We start from the raw sequence: 12,903 nt of genomic DNA on the forward strand, positions 1-12,903 counted from the left end.
GGAGGGGGATTCCCGTACGGCCTACGGCCGCGACGCCGCTTACGCGACACGCCTCACGGCGCGGGGTTTCTGCTTCATAGCCGACTGCGGAAGGGAGGACCCTTGCCGACTGACACCAGCTCCACAGACATCGCCAGAGTTCTGTCTGGCTACGGCTCGACCAGCCGCAAGAATGTTCTTCGCCGCGTTCATATCCCGGTCATGCCGGGTGCGGCAGCCCGGACACGTCCAGTGCTGGGTGGAAAGACTCAGCTGGGACAGCAGGTATCCGCAGGACGAGCAGGTCTTGGAGGACGGGTACCAGCGGTCGATCACGACCAGCCGACGTCCGGCTCGCTCGCACTTGTACTCGAGTTGACGCCGGAACTCGCCCCAACCGGCATCGGAGATGGCGCGGGCGAGGCTGCGGTTCTTGACCATGTTCTTGACCGCGAGGTCTTCGATCACGATGGTGTCCGCCTTGCGGACCAGGTTCGTGCTGGTGCGGTGCAGGAAGTCTTGCCCCCTTCGGAGGATCGGGTGAACGCCGACAGGGGCTCGATGGCCGTGGAGACCGTGCTGCTGGCGCCGGTCTTTCTGCTGTTCCTGTTGTTCCTCGTAGGTGCGGGACGGCTGGTCGAGGCGCAGGGCGAGGTGAACGGCGCGGCCAGGGACGCCGCCAGGGCCGCCTCGGTCCAGCGCACGCTCGACGGCGCGGAGGGAGCGGCGGAGGCGAGCGCGAAGGCGGCGCTGGAAGGGCAGTGCGCCGCGCCGCAGATCTCGCTGGAGGGGACGGCGTGGCAGGAGGGCGGCCAGGTCAGGGCGGAAGTGACCTGCGAGCTGAACCTGGACTTCCTGGGATTCGGCGCGACCAAACAGATGACCGGCATGTCGGTCGTCCCCCTGGAGCAGTTCCGGAGAGTCGATTGAACCACCACCAGCCGACCGAAGCGGGGTCCTGGGGTCGATCGACGCAGCACCAGCCGACCGAAGCGGCTCCCCCGGGTCAATCGAACGAGAACCGACCGATCAACGCTGCTCCCCGAAGCCGATTGGGCGTAAACCGACCGATCGTGCGTGCGAGGCGAGGGCGCAGGCCAATGGGAGCGGTTTCGGCGGGCGGAGTCCATGAGCGTGGGTCGATGTCGGTATTCACGGTGTTGTTCTCCGTCGTCGTGTTCCTGCTCGCCGGCCTGCTCGTGGACGGCGGCGCCGCCATCAACGCGAGATTGCGGGCCGCCGACGTGGCCGAGCAGGCGGCACGGGCGGGTGCGGACCGGATCGACGTGGAGTACCTGCGCCAGAGCGGCCAGGCCCGCCTGCTGGGCCAGGAGGAGGTGTGCGCCCGCGCCGAGGAGATCGTAAGTGCTTACTCACCCAGCGAAGTCAAGGCCGCCGACTGCCGGGTCGGCGACGCGCAGACCCAGGTGACGGTCTGGGTCCGGGTGAGCTGGAAGGCGTTCTTCCTCGGCGCGCTGGGCTTTCCCGGCGCGGAGATGGAAGGACAGGCCACCGCCGCGCCCGACGCCCGCTGAACCAGACCGAATCTCGTCACTCGCTGGCCGCACGGGTCGCGGGTGACGACGCTTGATGCGAAGGAGGGAGAGGCGATGCCGACCCGAGAGCCCGCACGCCCGGACGATCCGGCCCGTCCACCAGCCAGTACGGCAGGCCCGAACACACCCGCACGCCCCAAAACCACCCCATACCGTCCCGCCACCCGACCAGACCACCCAGAAGGTACGGCAGGCCCGAACCCGCCCGCATTCACCGCCGAAGCCACCCGAGACCGTCCGGCCACCAAAGCAGGCCACCCAGGGGGCGATGAGGGCGCCGTGGGATGGAGCGAGGCCAAGGGAGCCGTGAGGCGTGCCCTGGATGAGGGCGCCATAGGGCGGAGTGCGGCTGAAGGTGTCGAGAGACGTAGCGCGGATGACGGCGCGGTGAGGCGGGGTGTGGCTGGCGGCGACCTCGGGCGACGTGTGGTTGAAGGTGCCCCGAGTCGTGGCGGTGCAGAAGGGGTCGTGAGGCGGGGCCTGGACGAGGGCGCCGTGGGGCGGGGCGTGGTTGGCGGCGACCTGGAGCGGACTGTGGCTGAAGGTGGCGTGGGGCGGGGCGGGGCTGGAGGTGGTGTGAGGCGTGGCACCGGTGAAAGCGCGAGGGGGCGCGTGGCCGACGGTGATGTGGGGTGGCGCGCGGCTGAGGGTGTCGCTGGGCGGGGTGCAGGTGAAGGTGGCGTTGGGCGTGGTGGGGGGAGTGGGCGGGTGGGAAGGCGCCCTGTGGCGGTTCCGGTGCGGATTCCGGCCAGGCGTACACCCGGTGACATCCTCGCGGGGCTCGGGGCGCTCGTCGTGTTGGTGGCGCTCGTGGGTGGGGTGCCCTATGCGCTTCTGACGCTGGCCGGGCCGCCGATCTCGCCCGAACTGCTCGACATCAACCTGCTGACCAGCAGCGTCGGTGCGAGCACGGTTGTGGCGATCATGGTGCTGCTGGTCTGGCTGGCCTGGTTGCAGCTGTTCGTGTGCGTGATCGTCGAGGTGTACGGCGGTATCCGTCGGGTGGGCATGCCCGCACGCGTCCCGTTGTCGGGGGCGACCCAGGCGCTGGCGAACCGGCTGGTGTCGGCGGTGTTGCTGCTGTTCACGGCGGGGGCGGTGGCCGTGCCGGTCGCCGCGTGGTCCGCGCCGCCCGAGCGTCCCTCGATGACCACGGTGGCCTATGCGGCGCCGGTCGTCGTGGAGGAGGCGACGGTCTACAAGGCGAAGAAGGTCTACACCGTGCAGCCGCCGCACGGCAGGCATCACGAGAGCTTGTGGGAGATCGCGGAGAAGTGTCTGGGCGATGGGCGGAGATATCCGGAAATCTTCCGGCTGAACCAGTACAAGGAGCAGCCGGACGGCGCCCGCCTGCGCATGGCTGATCTGATCAGGCCGGGATGGGTGCTCGACATGCCGGACGACGCGGTCAACGTGCACGTCGTCCCGGCGGGACAGCCGAGGGAGAAGACGCTCAAGGAGCACCCCGGGCCGCCCGAGCAGGTGGTGGAGGGTGACGCGCGAGCGGGTCAGGAGCCCGGTCCCTCCCGCGGCAGAGAGACCCCGGCGCCTCCCGCCCAGGAGGACTCGCACCAGGAGCAGCGGGACGCTCAGCCGGGCGAGGGGAACCGCGGCGAGTCAGTGACGAACGCACACGGGCGGGAAGCCGTGCCGGGCGAGGGCCGGGAGGCAGGGCCCCGGCCAGGCAAGGAGACAGGAGAGGCCGGGCAGGCAGGACGAACGGAAGACAGCCAGGCGAGGGAGGCAGCGCAGGCCAAGGAAGCGGCGGAGGGGAAGGAAGCGGAGCGCGCCAAGGAAGCAGAGCGGGCCAGGGAAGCAGAACAGGCCACGGAAGCGGAGCGGCCCAAGGAAGCAGAACAGGCCAACAAAGCAGAACAGGCCGAGAGAGCAGAGCGGGCCAGGGAAGCAGAACAGGCCACGGAAGCGGAGCGGCCCAAGGAAGCAGAACAGGCCAACAAAGCAGAACAGGCCGAGAGAGCAGAGCGGGCCAGGGAAGCAGAACAGGCCACGGAAGCGGAGCGGCCCAAGGAAGCAGAACAGGCCAACAAAGCAGAACAGGCCGAGAGAGCAGAGCGGGCCAAGGAAGCGGAGCGGGCGGAGGAAGACCGGCAGGCGGAGCAGAGTCCGGGGTTGGATCTGGTCGACTACCTCGGCGGGGCCTCGCTGGCCGCCGCAGGCCTTCTCGTCGCCCTGGGCGGCAAGCGTCGCCGTCAGCTCTGGCACCGCGCCTTCGGCCACCGCATCTCCCGCCCCCGCGACGACGCCGCCCTGGCCGAAGTGGCGCTCCGCCTCGGCGCCGACGCCCCGGGCGCCCGCATGCTCGACACCGGTCTGCGTCTCCTCGGTTCCGCACTGGCCGCCCAGAACCGGGTCCCGCCCACCGTCTACGCCGCGCACCTGTCCGCCAGGACCCTCGATCTGTGGATCCATCCCCCCAGCCCGGACGCGCCCGAGCCGTGGGAGGCGCAGGACGGCGGGCAGGTCTGGCGGCTGGCCGCGCACGAGGGCAGGCTCCTGGAGGAGCAGACGGGCGGCGCGCCGTACCCGGGGCTGGTCTCGCTGGGCACCGACGGCGGTGGCCGCGTCCTCGTCGACCTGGAGGCCGCCCACGGACTGATCAACATCCGCGGCCCCCACACCACCGCGGCCCTCGCCGCGCTGGCCGTCGAGCTGGCCACCAACAGGTGGTCGGACGAGATGCGGGTGACGCTGGTCGGGTTCGGCGAGGAGCTGACCGCCATCGCGCCCGAACGGGTCAGGTCCGTCGGCAGCCTGTCGGAGGTGCTGCCGGAGCTGGAGGAGGGCGCCGCCCCTCGCCAGGAGGTGCTGACCGGGCGGGTCAACGGCCACTCGCGGCGGGCGCACTACCTGCTCAGCGCCGTCGCCCCCACCCAGGAGGAGGCCCGCAGGCTGGCGCTGCTGGCCCGCAGGGACACCGCGGGGTTCGTGGTCACGGGCGAGGTGCCGCACGCCACCTGGACCATGGAGATCACCGAGGAGGGCCGCGCGCGCATCCCGGAGCTGGGCTTCGAGGTGACCGCGCAACTGCTGCCCCGCCGCCACTACCAGGCCCTCGTGGACCTGTTCGGTACGGCGGAGCGCCACGAGGGCGAGGCCATGCCCGACCCCGAGCCCCTGGAGGAGCTCCACCCGCCCGCCGTCGAGGTCAGGCTGCTCGGCCCGATCGAGGTCGTCGGCCCCGAGGCGATGGAGGAGGGGCGGATGGAGCTGGCCACCGAGCTCGTGGTGTATCTGGCCACGCACCCGGGCGGCGTCCACCCCGTCGTGCTCGGCGGCGTGCTGTGGCCGCGCGGCGTGCAGGCGCTGGTCCGTGACGCCACGATCGCGCGGGTCGCGCACTGGCTCGGCGAGGAGCACCTGCGCACCGACGACGCGGGACGGCTCACGCTCGGCCCGGGAGTGCGCACCGACTGGACCCTCTTCCGCGAGCTGGTGCGCCGCTCGCACGGCGACGAGACCGCGAGAGCCGTCCTCCTGGAGCGGGCGCTCGGCCTCGTCCGGGGGCCGCTGCTGGCGGGCAGGCCGCCCGGCAGGTACGCGTGGCTGGCGGCCGACGAGCTGGAGTACGACGTGGCGGCGGCCGTCGCCGACGCCGCCCACCGGCTGTGCGAGATCAGGCTGGCGCACGGCGAGGCGGACGCCGCGGTGGCCGCCGTCCGCGCGGGCCTGCTGCTCGCTGCCGACGACGAGGGGCTCTGGCGCGACCTGCTGCGCGCCACCCACGCCACAGGTGACCAGGTACGGCTGCGCGCCGTCGTCGAGGGCCTGACCCGCAGATCGGCCTCGCACCCGTACGGCGGGGGGATGGCCTCCGAGACCGAGGCGCTCATCGACGAGCTGCTGCCGTCGTGGCGGATCCACGTGGTCAGGGAGTCGTCGGCATGATGCGTACCGAGAAGAGACAGATACCAGGACTGATCGCGCCGGTGGTCGCCGTCGCCCTGCTCGGGGCGGGTTGCGCGGACGCGGGCGCCGATCGGCCCTTCACCCCCCGCAAGGCGGCGGCCGCTCCCACGACGGCTACCAGCCCCGCGGTGACGGAGACCATCGTGGTGGGGCCGAAGACGAAGGTGCTGGTGGAACGGCCGGTGATCACCGATCCGCGGCACGCCGAGCTGCTGAAGGCGTTCACCGACATCTACGCGGGCATGTGGCGGGCCGTCGTCACCGGCGACGAGTCCTACCTCGAAAGGGTGGCCGATCCGGGCGGGCGCGCGGCGATCGGCTGGGTGCGCGGCTTCGAGGACAGGTCGGTGCGCGGCACCGCGCGGGTCTTCGCGATGAACGTCACGGCCGTCATGGACGGCGGCGCCGAGGTCAGCGCCTGCGTCGACGAGACCCGCCTGCGCCTGCTGTCGGGCAGGGGCGGCGTCGCCGTACCGGACCAGCCGGGGTGGACCCGGGCCGCCTACCTGCAGGCCATGATCCTGAGCAGGGGCGACGACGGGATCTGGCGGGTCAAGGACTTCAGACACGGCAAGGAAGGGTGCGCACGATGAACCGTCTCCTCTCGGTCGCCGCCGCGGGCCTGCTGCTGCTCGATCCGGGCGGCCCGCGCGGCGACGGCTTCCAGGACGGCCGTACGGCGGGCGTCCGCCTCGAGAACTCCAAGATCGTGATCACCGGCAACGGCGCGAAGGGCGGCAAGGCCGACGGCTACCAGCTGAAACGCCCCTGCTGGTACGAGCCGGGCCCCGACGCCTCCCAGATGCTCAGGACCCAGGAGGAGGTCAGGGCGTACTGGTTCAGGATGCATCCCGACGGCACCGAGGAGCAGTTCCAGACCTTCCTCAAGCAGTTCAAGGACAAGATCGGCAAGCCGGGCCGGTGGTGGACCCCCGCCTACAACGAGGCCGACGCGAGGGGCAGGGCCTGCTGGGGCGGGCTCGACCAGTTCGTGTGGGTGCCGCCGGGCACCACGCCGCCCGCCGGCATCACGCTCGCCGAGCTGGTGGAGATCGCCCGCGCGGCGCTGACCGTGCCCGAGCCGCGGATCAAGCTGAACCCGGACGTCAAGAGCTACGTCAACCTGCCGACCTGGGTGTGGCTCGAGGGCGTGGGAGAGACCACGCGCTCGGTCACCGCCTCGATCCCCGGCATCATGAGCGCGACCGTCACCGCGTCCCTGGAGGACATAAAGATCGACGCGGGCACGTCGGCCGACCGGGCCGAGGTGCGTGAGGAGTGCGGGGCGTCGGGCCTGCCGTACCGGAAGGGCGCGGAGTTCACCTGCGGCGTGCGGTACCTGCGCGCCTCGATCGACCAGCCGCGCGAGGTGTACGTGCTGACGGTCACCACCGTCTGGCCCGTCGAGGTGGAGGACGACGTGGTGCCCTTCGCCTACGACCCGGTCGAGGTGGGCGCCACCCGCGACGTGCCGGTGGGAGAGGTGCAGAGCACGGTCAGGCGGCCCTGACCGCTCAGCCGACCAGCTTCCTCAGCAGCTCGCGCAGCTCGCGCTCGGCTTCGGGGCCGCCGAGCAGCTCGCGGACCTGGGCCTGGAGGGTAACCTGCACCTCGCTGAGCTCCTTCAGTCGCTCCCTTCCGAGGTCGGTGAGCTCCAGGGCGTAGCGGCGGCGGTCGTGCGGGTCGCGTCCCCTGACCACGAGGCCCGCCTGGACCAGTTCCTCGACCACCTCGGCAGCGGCGGGCTCGGTGATCCTGAGGTACCGGGCGAGCTGCTGCTGCGGGCAGGGCGCCAGCGCGTCGAGCCCGGCCAGCGGCCCGAAGTGCCTGGTGCGCAGTCCGGTCCCCGCCAGCAGCGCGTCGCCGAGCCTGCGCAGCCGGTAGTGCGCCTGGGAGACCAGGTGCTCGGTGCTCTGGAGCGGCGACGGCTCGGGAAGCAGCGTGCCGAGCAGTTCGTTGAGCCGTCGCCGCTCGTCCGGGGTCAGCACGGCGGTGACCTGGGCGTCGTGGGCGGCGGCCGCCTTCCTCATCTCGCCGAGCGCCTGGTGGCCGCTGTCGGTCAGGCGCAGCACGTAGGAGCGGCGGTTGAGCGGGTTGCGGGTTCTCGTGACGTGGCCGGCCTCCTCGAGCGTGTCGATGAGGCGCACCATGAGCGTCCTGTTGAGGCCGAGCCGCTCGGACAGGTCCTGTTGCGAGAGGCCGTCCTGGTCGGCCAGGACGTCGAGCGCCACGAACTCCCGCGAGCGCGAGGCGCCCGCGAACAGGGTGAACGCCTGGCGCACCAGGTTGCCGAGCGAGAGCTGGATCAGTTCGGACAGGCTCACGAGGCGATCATATCAGCATGTTGATAGTTGGAGTGTTGACAGTTGGAACTATGAGGCTTTACCTTCCTCGCATGACCTACCGACTCGACATGACGATGATGTTCGCGGTGCACGACGCGCTCAGGCGTGACGTGGAGCGCGTCGCCAAGCTGACCGCCCGCCTCGACGACGACCCCCGGCGCCTGCTCGGCGCGGCGCTGGGCTGGGAGCTGTTCAAGAGCTACCTGCGGGTCCACCACACCACCGAGGACGACCTGCTGTGGCCCGCGATGGAGCGCACCCTGGCCGGGCGCCCCGACGAGCTGGCGCTGCTGGCGGCCATGGAGTCCGAACACGCGCTCATCGACCCGCTGCTCGCCTCCTTCGACGTGGCGCTGGCCGACCCCGACACCGGCCACGAACGGCTCGGTGGCCTGGCCGACAGCCTGGCGACCGTGCTCGGCGGCCACCTGGGCCACGAGGAACGCGAGGCGCTCGGAGTGATCGACCTGAGCGTCACCGAGGAGGAGTGGCGGCGCTTCGGCCAGGAGCACAGCAGGCGCATCGGGCCCGACGCGTCACGCTACCTGCCCTGGGTGCTGGACGAGGCGAGCGACGAGCGGGTCGCGCTCATCCTGGGCCGCATGCCTGAGCACATCCGCACGGCCTACCGCGACGAGTGGCGGGCGGCTTACGTCGCGCTGAACACCTGGGGCGGCTGAACCTGACCGAATCCTCCCGATCGCTACGATGATCATCGTTCGTTCTCCTCTGACCATCCGGGAGCGGTTCGGTTGTCGCGGCAAGAGCGCGTTCGTACGATCATCGAGACCCGGCTCGTCCAGCGGGCGATCATCCTCGTCATCGTGGTCAACGCCGTCACCATCGGCTGCGAGACCAGCTCCTACCTGATGCAGCGGGCCGGCGGGTTCCTGCACGCGGTCGACAGGATCGCGCTCACCGTCTTCACCGTCGAGATCGCCGCCCGCCTGTACGCCTACCGCCGGTCGTTCTTCAGCGATCCGTGGAACTGGTTCGACGCCGTGATCGTGGCGGTCGCGCTGGTGCCCGCCTCGGGCCCCACCTCGGTGCTCAGGGCGCTGCGCATCCTGCGGGCGCTGCGCCTGGTGTCGGCGGTGCCGAGCATGCGGCGCGTCGTCAACGCGCTGCTCGCGGCGGTGCCGGGGATGGCCTCCATCATCGGCCTGCTGGTGCTGATGATCTACATAGCCGCGGTGATCGCCACCAAGCTCTTCGGCGAGATCGTGCCCGAGCGCTTCGACGAGCTGCCGCGCTCGCTGTTCACGCTGTTCCAGATCATGACGGGCGACGACTGGGGCAACGTGGCGCAGGAGGTGATGACGGTGAAGCCGTGGGCGTGGGTCTTCTTCATCGCCTACATCCTGATGTCGACCTTCGTCGCGCTGAACCTCTTCATCGCCGTCGTGGTCAACGCCATGAACGACACCGAGGCCTCGCCCGCCGAGACGCAGACGCAGGCCGAGCTGAAGGCCGTCCAGCAGGACCTCGCCGCGCTGCACGCCAAGCTCGACCGGCTGCTGTCGCGCGACGAGGAGCCCGACGCGCTCGCCGCGGCCAACGGCAGCCGTCAGCCGCCGGGTACCGCCAGCCCCCGGTGATCGCCGAAGCGGATGACCTCCAGCCGGTCGGCGTCGGCGCGGTCCAGCACGCGGGCGCTCCTGGCGGGCGTCGGATCGCCCGCCCGCACCCGTACGAGCAGTGCGCGCCAGTGGCGCTGGTGTCGGGTGAAGGTGGTCGGCGCGGCGACCCTGCCCCTGGCGTACTGCCCGGCCAGCGCGACCTCGGGGGGCGCGTCGAGCAACAGCAGGTGCAGCTGGGCGCCGTGACGGCGGGCCAGCCACGCGAAGGCGCGCAGCACGACGGGCCCGCAGCCCCGGTTGTGGGCGATCACGGGACCGCCCGCGCGCACCCCGTTCCTGATGCGCCACACGTGGGTGGCGAACACCAGGCCGGTGCGCACCGGTTTGGGCGCCCATCGCGGCCCGCCCGCCCACCGGCTGCGCGACTGCTGGGAGTCGATCACCGTCACCGCGCCCACGGTGACCGGTGCGCTCTCGGTGCCGTCGAGGTCGTAGAGACGGCGCAGCAGCGTCGTCTTGCCCGCCCCCGGCAACCCGGTGAGGATGACCAGCGACCTGGCCGGATAGATGGTCAACGAGTCTCTCCGTTTCAGCGCCGAAGGCCGCTGGGACGTCCACGACCAGCGCCAGGTCCGTGCGCCAGCCTACGTCGCGATCCGGGTGCGCGGTTCTCGCCCCAGGTCAGGAACCGGCCTCTACCATTGATCGTTTAGCGGGAGGCTGACTCATATCGACGCGACAGGGAGAACAAGCCGTGGTCTTCAAGCGGATGCTGGGTGCCTTGGGCGTCGGCGCGCCCACCGTGGACACCGTCCTCGCCACCCCGCGGATCCAGCCGGGAGGGCTCTTGGCGGGTGAGGTGCGGCTCAAGGGCGGCGACTTCGACGCCGACATCGAGCACATCACGCTCGGGCTGGTCGCCAGGGTCGAGATCGAGCACGCCGAAGGCGAGAGCGGGGGGCTGCGCGAGTTCTTCCGTGCGCCGGTCTCCGGCCCCTTCGTCCTGCGCGAGGGCGAGGACCGGGTCGTCACCTTCAGCTTCGGCGTGCCGTGGGAGACGCCGATCAGCGAGGTGAGCGGGCAGCGGCTGACCGGCATGGCCGTGGGCGTGCGCACCGAGCTGGCCATCGCCAAGGCCGTCGACAAGGGCGACCTCGACCCGGTCGCGGTCGAGCCGCTGCCCTCACAGCTGCGCGTCCTCGAGGCCTTCCCGCGGCTCGGTTACCAGTTCAGGTCGGCCGACCTGGAGGCGGGCCAGATCCACGGCGTGCGCCAGGAGCTGCCGTTCTACCAGGAGATCGAGTTCTACGGGCCGGGCGGCGAGATCGAGCTCACCTTCGTCGCGGACCAGGGCGGCCTGGAGATCGTCCTGGAGGCCGACGGCCGGTCCGGAGACGCTATCGGCCGCTTCCACGTCACTCACGACGAGGCCATGCGCACCGACTGGGATGCCGAGATCGATACCTGGCTCGACCGTCTCGCCCCCGCCTCACATGGTCACCACGACCACCGCGGCCATCACGGCTCCGGCATAGGAGGCGTGGTGGCCGCGGGCGCGGCCGGCATGGTCGGCGGGCTGGTCCTGGGCGAGGCCGTCGAGGAGATCTTCGAGAGTGACGACGAGGGCGGCGACTGGTAGCCGTCAGGACGCCTCGTGCCCCAGCAGCCACTCCTTGACCGGAACCCCGTAGTAGTAGCCGCCGAAGCCACCGGTGCTGGGCAGCACCCGGTGGCAGGGCACGAACGGCGCGATCAGGTTCTGCGCGCAGGCCGCCCCCGCCGCCCTGGCCGCGGTCCTCGGCATCCCCGCCCGCTCGGCCAGCTCCGCGTACGACACGGTGGTCCCCGCCTTGACCTCGCGCAGCGCCTGGTGCAGCCGCTTGCGGGTGGGGGAGCCCGGCTGCTCGACGGGCACGTCGTCGAGGGCGTCGAGGTCGCCCGCCAGGTAGGCGCGGACGGCCTCGGCCGGGGCGCCGAGGTCCTCGACGACGTCGAGGCCGAGGGCCTGCAGCTGGGGAGTGAGCCGGGCGAACATCTGCGCGGGGTCGGGCGTGAAGCCCGCGGCCACGATCACCCCCTCATGGGCCAGCAGGGACAGCGGGCCGATCGGGGTCGGGAGGATCTGAGCGTCGATCATGAGGAACTCCAGAGGTGAAGGGCGGCGTAGGCCCGCCAGGGCCGCCACCGCTCGAGGTGATCCTGCGGGATGGCGAGCGCGGCCATGCGTTTGACCAGGACGAGGTCGCCTGACGGCCACGCGTCGGGGTCGCGCAGCGCGCGCAGCGAGATGTAGCCGGCCGTCCACGGGCCGATGCCGGGCACTCTGAGCAGGGCGGCGACCGCCTCGGCCGGGTCCTGCCCGCCGTCGAGGTCGATCTCGCCCGAGGCGACGCGGACCGCCAGGTCGCGCAGCGTGGTCACCCGCCGGTTGGTCAGGCCGAGCGCCGAGAGGTCCATCTCGGCCATCTCCTCGGCGGTCGGGAACCCGCCCGCCCTGGTCACGATCCGGCCGAGGAGCGTCCTGGCGCCCGCCACGGAGATCTGCTGGCCGACGACCGCGCGCACGGCCAGCTCGAACCCGTCGAAGGCGCCGGGCACGCGCAGCCCCGGCCGCGCCGCCACCAGCGGCGCCAGCGACGTCGATCCGAGCGCCTCGCTGATCGCGGCGGGATCGGCGTCGAGGTCGAGCAGCCTGCGGCAGCGCGCCACGACCCTGGCCAGCTGCCGCGTGTCGTCGAGGGAGGCCTCGAGCACGATGTGCCCCTGCGCGGGCGTCAACGTGATCCGACCGCCGGGGAGCACCCGCGTGTACGACCCGCCGTCCACGCTCTCCAGGCCGGGGATCGCGCGCGCAGCGAGGAAGGCGAACAACCCCTCCACGTCGTACGGCTGCCGCCAGTTCAGCCTGAGCCTGAGCGCCGCGGGCGCCCCCGGCCGGTGCGCGGTGGCGCGCATCTCCGAGGGCGTGAAGCCGTAGGTCGACTGCATGGCCGCGTTGAACTGCCGGACGCTGCCGAACCCCGAGGCGAACGCCACGTCGGTCACCGGCAGCGCGGTCTCCGTCAGCAGCTGCTTGGCCAGCAGCAGCCGCTTGGTCCGCGCCACCGCCAGCGGCCCGACGCCGAGCTCGGCGACGAACAACCGGTGCAGGTGCCGCTCGGTGATGTGCAGCCTGGCGGCCAGCCCCGCCACGCCGCGCTCGTCGGCCGCGCCGTCGTCGATCAGCCGCAGCGCCCTGCCCACCAGGTCGCCCCGCACGTCCCAGCCGGGGTCGCCGGGCGACAGCTCGGGACGGCACCGCTTGCACGGCCGGAACCCCGCCGCCTCGGCGGAGGCCGCGTGCCGGTAGAAGCGCACGTTGCGCGAGGAGGGAGTGCGGGCGGGGCAGATCGGCCTGCAGTAGATGCGCGTCGTCTTCACCGCCGTGTAGAAGCGCCCGTCGAACCTGGCGTCGCGCGCGGACACCGCGCGGTAGCAGGCGTCGAAATCCAACGTTTCCATGCCCTTGACGCTATC

At 71.7% G+C, this 12,903-nt stretch carries 13 protein-coding genes; 8 read left to right on the top strand and 5 right to left on the bottom strand.

Annotated features, from left to right (window positions below):
• Window positions 1–39: 39 nt before the first annotated feature.
• A complete protein-coding gene (locus H4W81_RS41590; protein ID WP_264083383.1) occupies window positions 40–678 on the bottom strand; it encodes an RNA-guided endonuclease InsQ/TnpB family protein in 639 nt (212 codons plus the stop codon).
• Between H4W81_RS41590 and H4W81_RS50265 the strand changes: the two genes are divergently transcribed.
• The 5 genes from H4W81_RS50265 to H4W81_RS41615 all read left to right on the top strand — a co-directional run bounded on the left by H4W81_RS50265 (window position 589) and on the right by H4W81_RS41615 (window position 6,972).
• Entirely contained in the window at window positions 589–909 is a 321-nt protein-coding gene (locus tag H4W81_RS50265) for a pilus assembly protein (protein WP_420538765.1), read from the top strand. The two genes, H4W81_RS41590 and H4W81_RS50265, sit on opposite strands and share 90 nt — an antisense overlap.
• 212 nt (window positions 910–1,121) lie before the next feature.
• Entirely contained in the window at window positions 1,122–1,514 is a 393-nt protein-coding gene (locus tag H4W81_RS41600) for a pilus assembly protein TadG-related protein (RefSeq protein WP_192779814.1), read from the top strand.
• A 729-nt stretch (window positions 1,515–2,243) separates the two neighbouring features.
• The gene (locus tag H4W81_RS48075) at window positions 2,244–5,441 is read left to right on the top strand and encodes a hypothetical protein (protein WP_318782407.1); all 3,198 of its coding nucleotides are present in this window, start codon (window positions 2,244–2,246) and stop codon (window positions 5,439–5,441) included.
• Complete coding sequence (locus tag H4W81_RS41610) at window positions 5,438–6,055, top strand: hypothetical protein (RefSeq protein WP_192779815.1); 618 nt, start codon at window positions 5,438–5,440, stop codon at window positions 6,053–6,055. Before H4W81_RS48075 ends, H4W81_RS41610 begins: the two co-directional genes overlap by 4 nt.
• The gene (locus H4W81_RS41615) at window positions 6,052–6,972 is read left to right on the top strand and encodes a hypothetical protein (protein ID WP_225959042.1); all 921 of its coding nucleotides are present in this window, start codon (window positions 6,052–6,054) and stop codon (window positions 6,970–6,972) included. Before H4W81_RS41610 ends, H4W81_RS41615 begins: the two co-directional genes overlap by 4 nt.
• 4 nt (window positions 6,973–6,976) lie before the next feature.
• Here H4W81_RS41615 and H4W81_RS41620 read toward each other — a convergent pair whose 3' ends face one another.
• Complete coding sequence (locus H4W81_RS41620) at window positions 6,977–7,786, bottom strand: MarR family winged helix-turn-helix transcriptional regulator (RefSeq protein ID WP_192779817.1); 810 nt, start codon at window positions 7,784–7,786, stop codon at window positions 6,977–6,979.
• 71 nt (window positions 7,787–7,857) lie between these two features.
• On the opposite strand from H4W81_RS41620, the gene H4W81_RS41625 reads away from it, so the two are divergent.
• Complete coding sequence (locus H4W81_RS41625) at window positions 7,858–8,487, top strand: hemerythrin domain-containing protein (RefSeq protein ID WP_192779818.1); 630 nt, start codon at window positions 7,858–7,860, stop codon at window positions 8,485–8,487.
• A 72-nt stretch (window positions 8,488–8,559) separates the two neighbouring features.
• Window positions 8,560–9,405 (top strand): ion transporter, encoded by an 846-nt coding sequence (locus tag H4W81_RS41630; protein WP_192779819.1) that lies wholly within the window; start codon window positions 8,560–8,562, stop codon window positions 9,403–9,405.
• Here H4W81_RS41630 and H4W81_RS41635 read toward each other — a convergent pair.
• Window positions 9,375–9,962: an AAA family ATPase gene (locus H4W81_RS41635; RefSeq protein WP_192779820.1), complete on the bottom strand. Its 588-nt coding sequence runs from the start codon at window positions 9,960–9,962 to the stop codon at window positions 9,375–9,377. The two genes, H4W81_RS41630 and H4W81_RS41635, sit on opposite strands and share 31 nt — an antisense overlap.
• 179 nt (window positions 9,963–10,141) lie before the next feature.
• On the opposite strand from H4W81_RS41635, the gene H4W81_RS41640 reads away from it, so the two are divergent.
• Window positions 10,142–11,026 (top strand): sporulation protein, encoded by an 885-nt coding sequence (locus H4W81_RS41640; protein WP_192779821.1) that lies wholly within the window; start codon window positions 10,142–10,144, stop codon window positions 11,024–11,026.
• Between the two features lie 3 nt (window positions 11,027–11,029).
• Here H4W81_RS41640 and H4W81_RS41645 read toward each other — a convergent pair whose 3' ends face one another.
• Both H4W81_RS41645 and H4W81_RS41650 read right to left on the bottom strand, forming a co-directional pair.
• Window positions 11,030–11,524 (bottom strand): methylated-DNA--[protein]-cysteine S-methyltransferase, encoded by a 495-nt coding sequence (locus H4W81_RS41645; RefSeq protein ID WP_192779822.1) that lies wholly within the window; start codon window positions 11,522–11,524, stop codon window positions 11,030–11,032.
• The gene (locus tag H4W81_RS41650; RefSeq protein ID WP_192779823.1) at window positions 11,521–12,888 is read right to left on the bottom strand and encodes a DNA-3-methyladenine glycosylase 2 family protein; all 1,368 of its coding nucleotides are present in this window, start codon (window positions 12,886–12,888) and stop codon (window positions 11,521–11,523) included. The genes H4W81_RS41645 and H4W81_RS41650 overlap by 4 nt, the downstream gene beginning before the upstream one ends.
• Between the last annotated feature and the right edge of the window lie 15 nt (window positions 12,889–12,903).

The organism is Nonomuraea africana, assembly GCF_014873535.1.
Classification (GTDB): Bacteria; Actinomycetota; Actinomycetes; order Streptosporangiales; family Streptosporangiaceae; genus Nonomuraea; species Nonomuraea africana.

What these genes read in the sequence shown, in the direction of transcription:
- H4W81_RS41650 (WP_192779823.1), bottom strand. Translation starts at nt 12,888, where the DNA reads ATGGAAACGTTGGATTTCGACGCCTGCTACCGCGCGGTGTCCGCGCGC.
- H4W81_RS41600 (WP_192779814.1), top strand. Translation starts at nt 1,122, where the DNA reads ATGTCGGTATTCACGGTGTTGTTCTCCGTCGTCGTGTTCCTGCTCGCC.
- H4W81_RS41615 (WP_225959042.1), top strand. Translation starts at nt 6,052, where the DNA reads ATGAACCGTCTCCTCTCGGTCGCCGCCGCGGGCCTGCTGCTGCTCGAT.
- H4W81_RS41625 (WP_192779818.1), top strand. Translation starts at nt 7,858, where the DNA reads ATGACCTACCGACTCGACATGACGATGATGTTCGCGGTGCACGACGCG.
- H4W81_RS41645 (WP_192779822.1), bottom strand. Translation starts at nt 11,524, where the DNA reads ATGATCGACGCTCAGATCCTCCCGACCCCGATCGGCCCGCTGTCCCTG.
- H4W81_RS41610 (WP_192779815.1), top strand. Translation starts at nt 5,438, where the DNA reads ATGATGCGTACCGAGAAGAGACAGATACCAGGACTGATCGCGCCGGTG.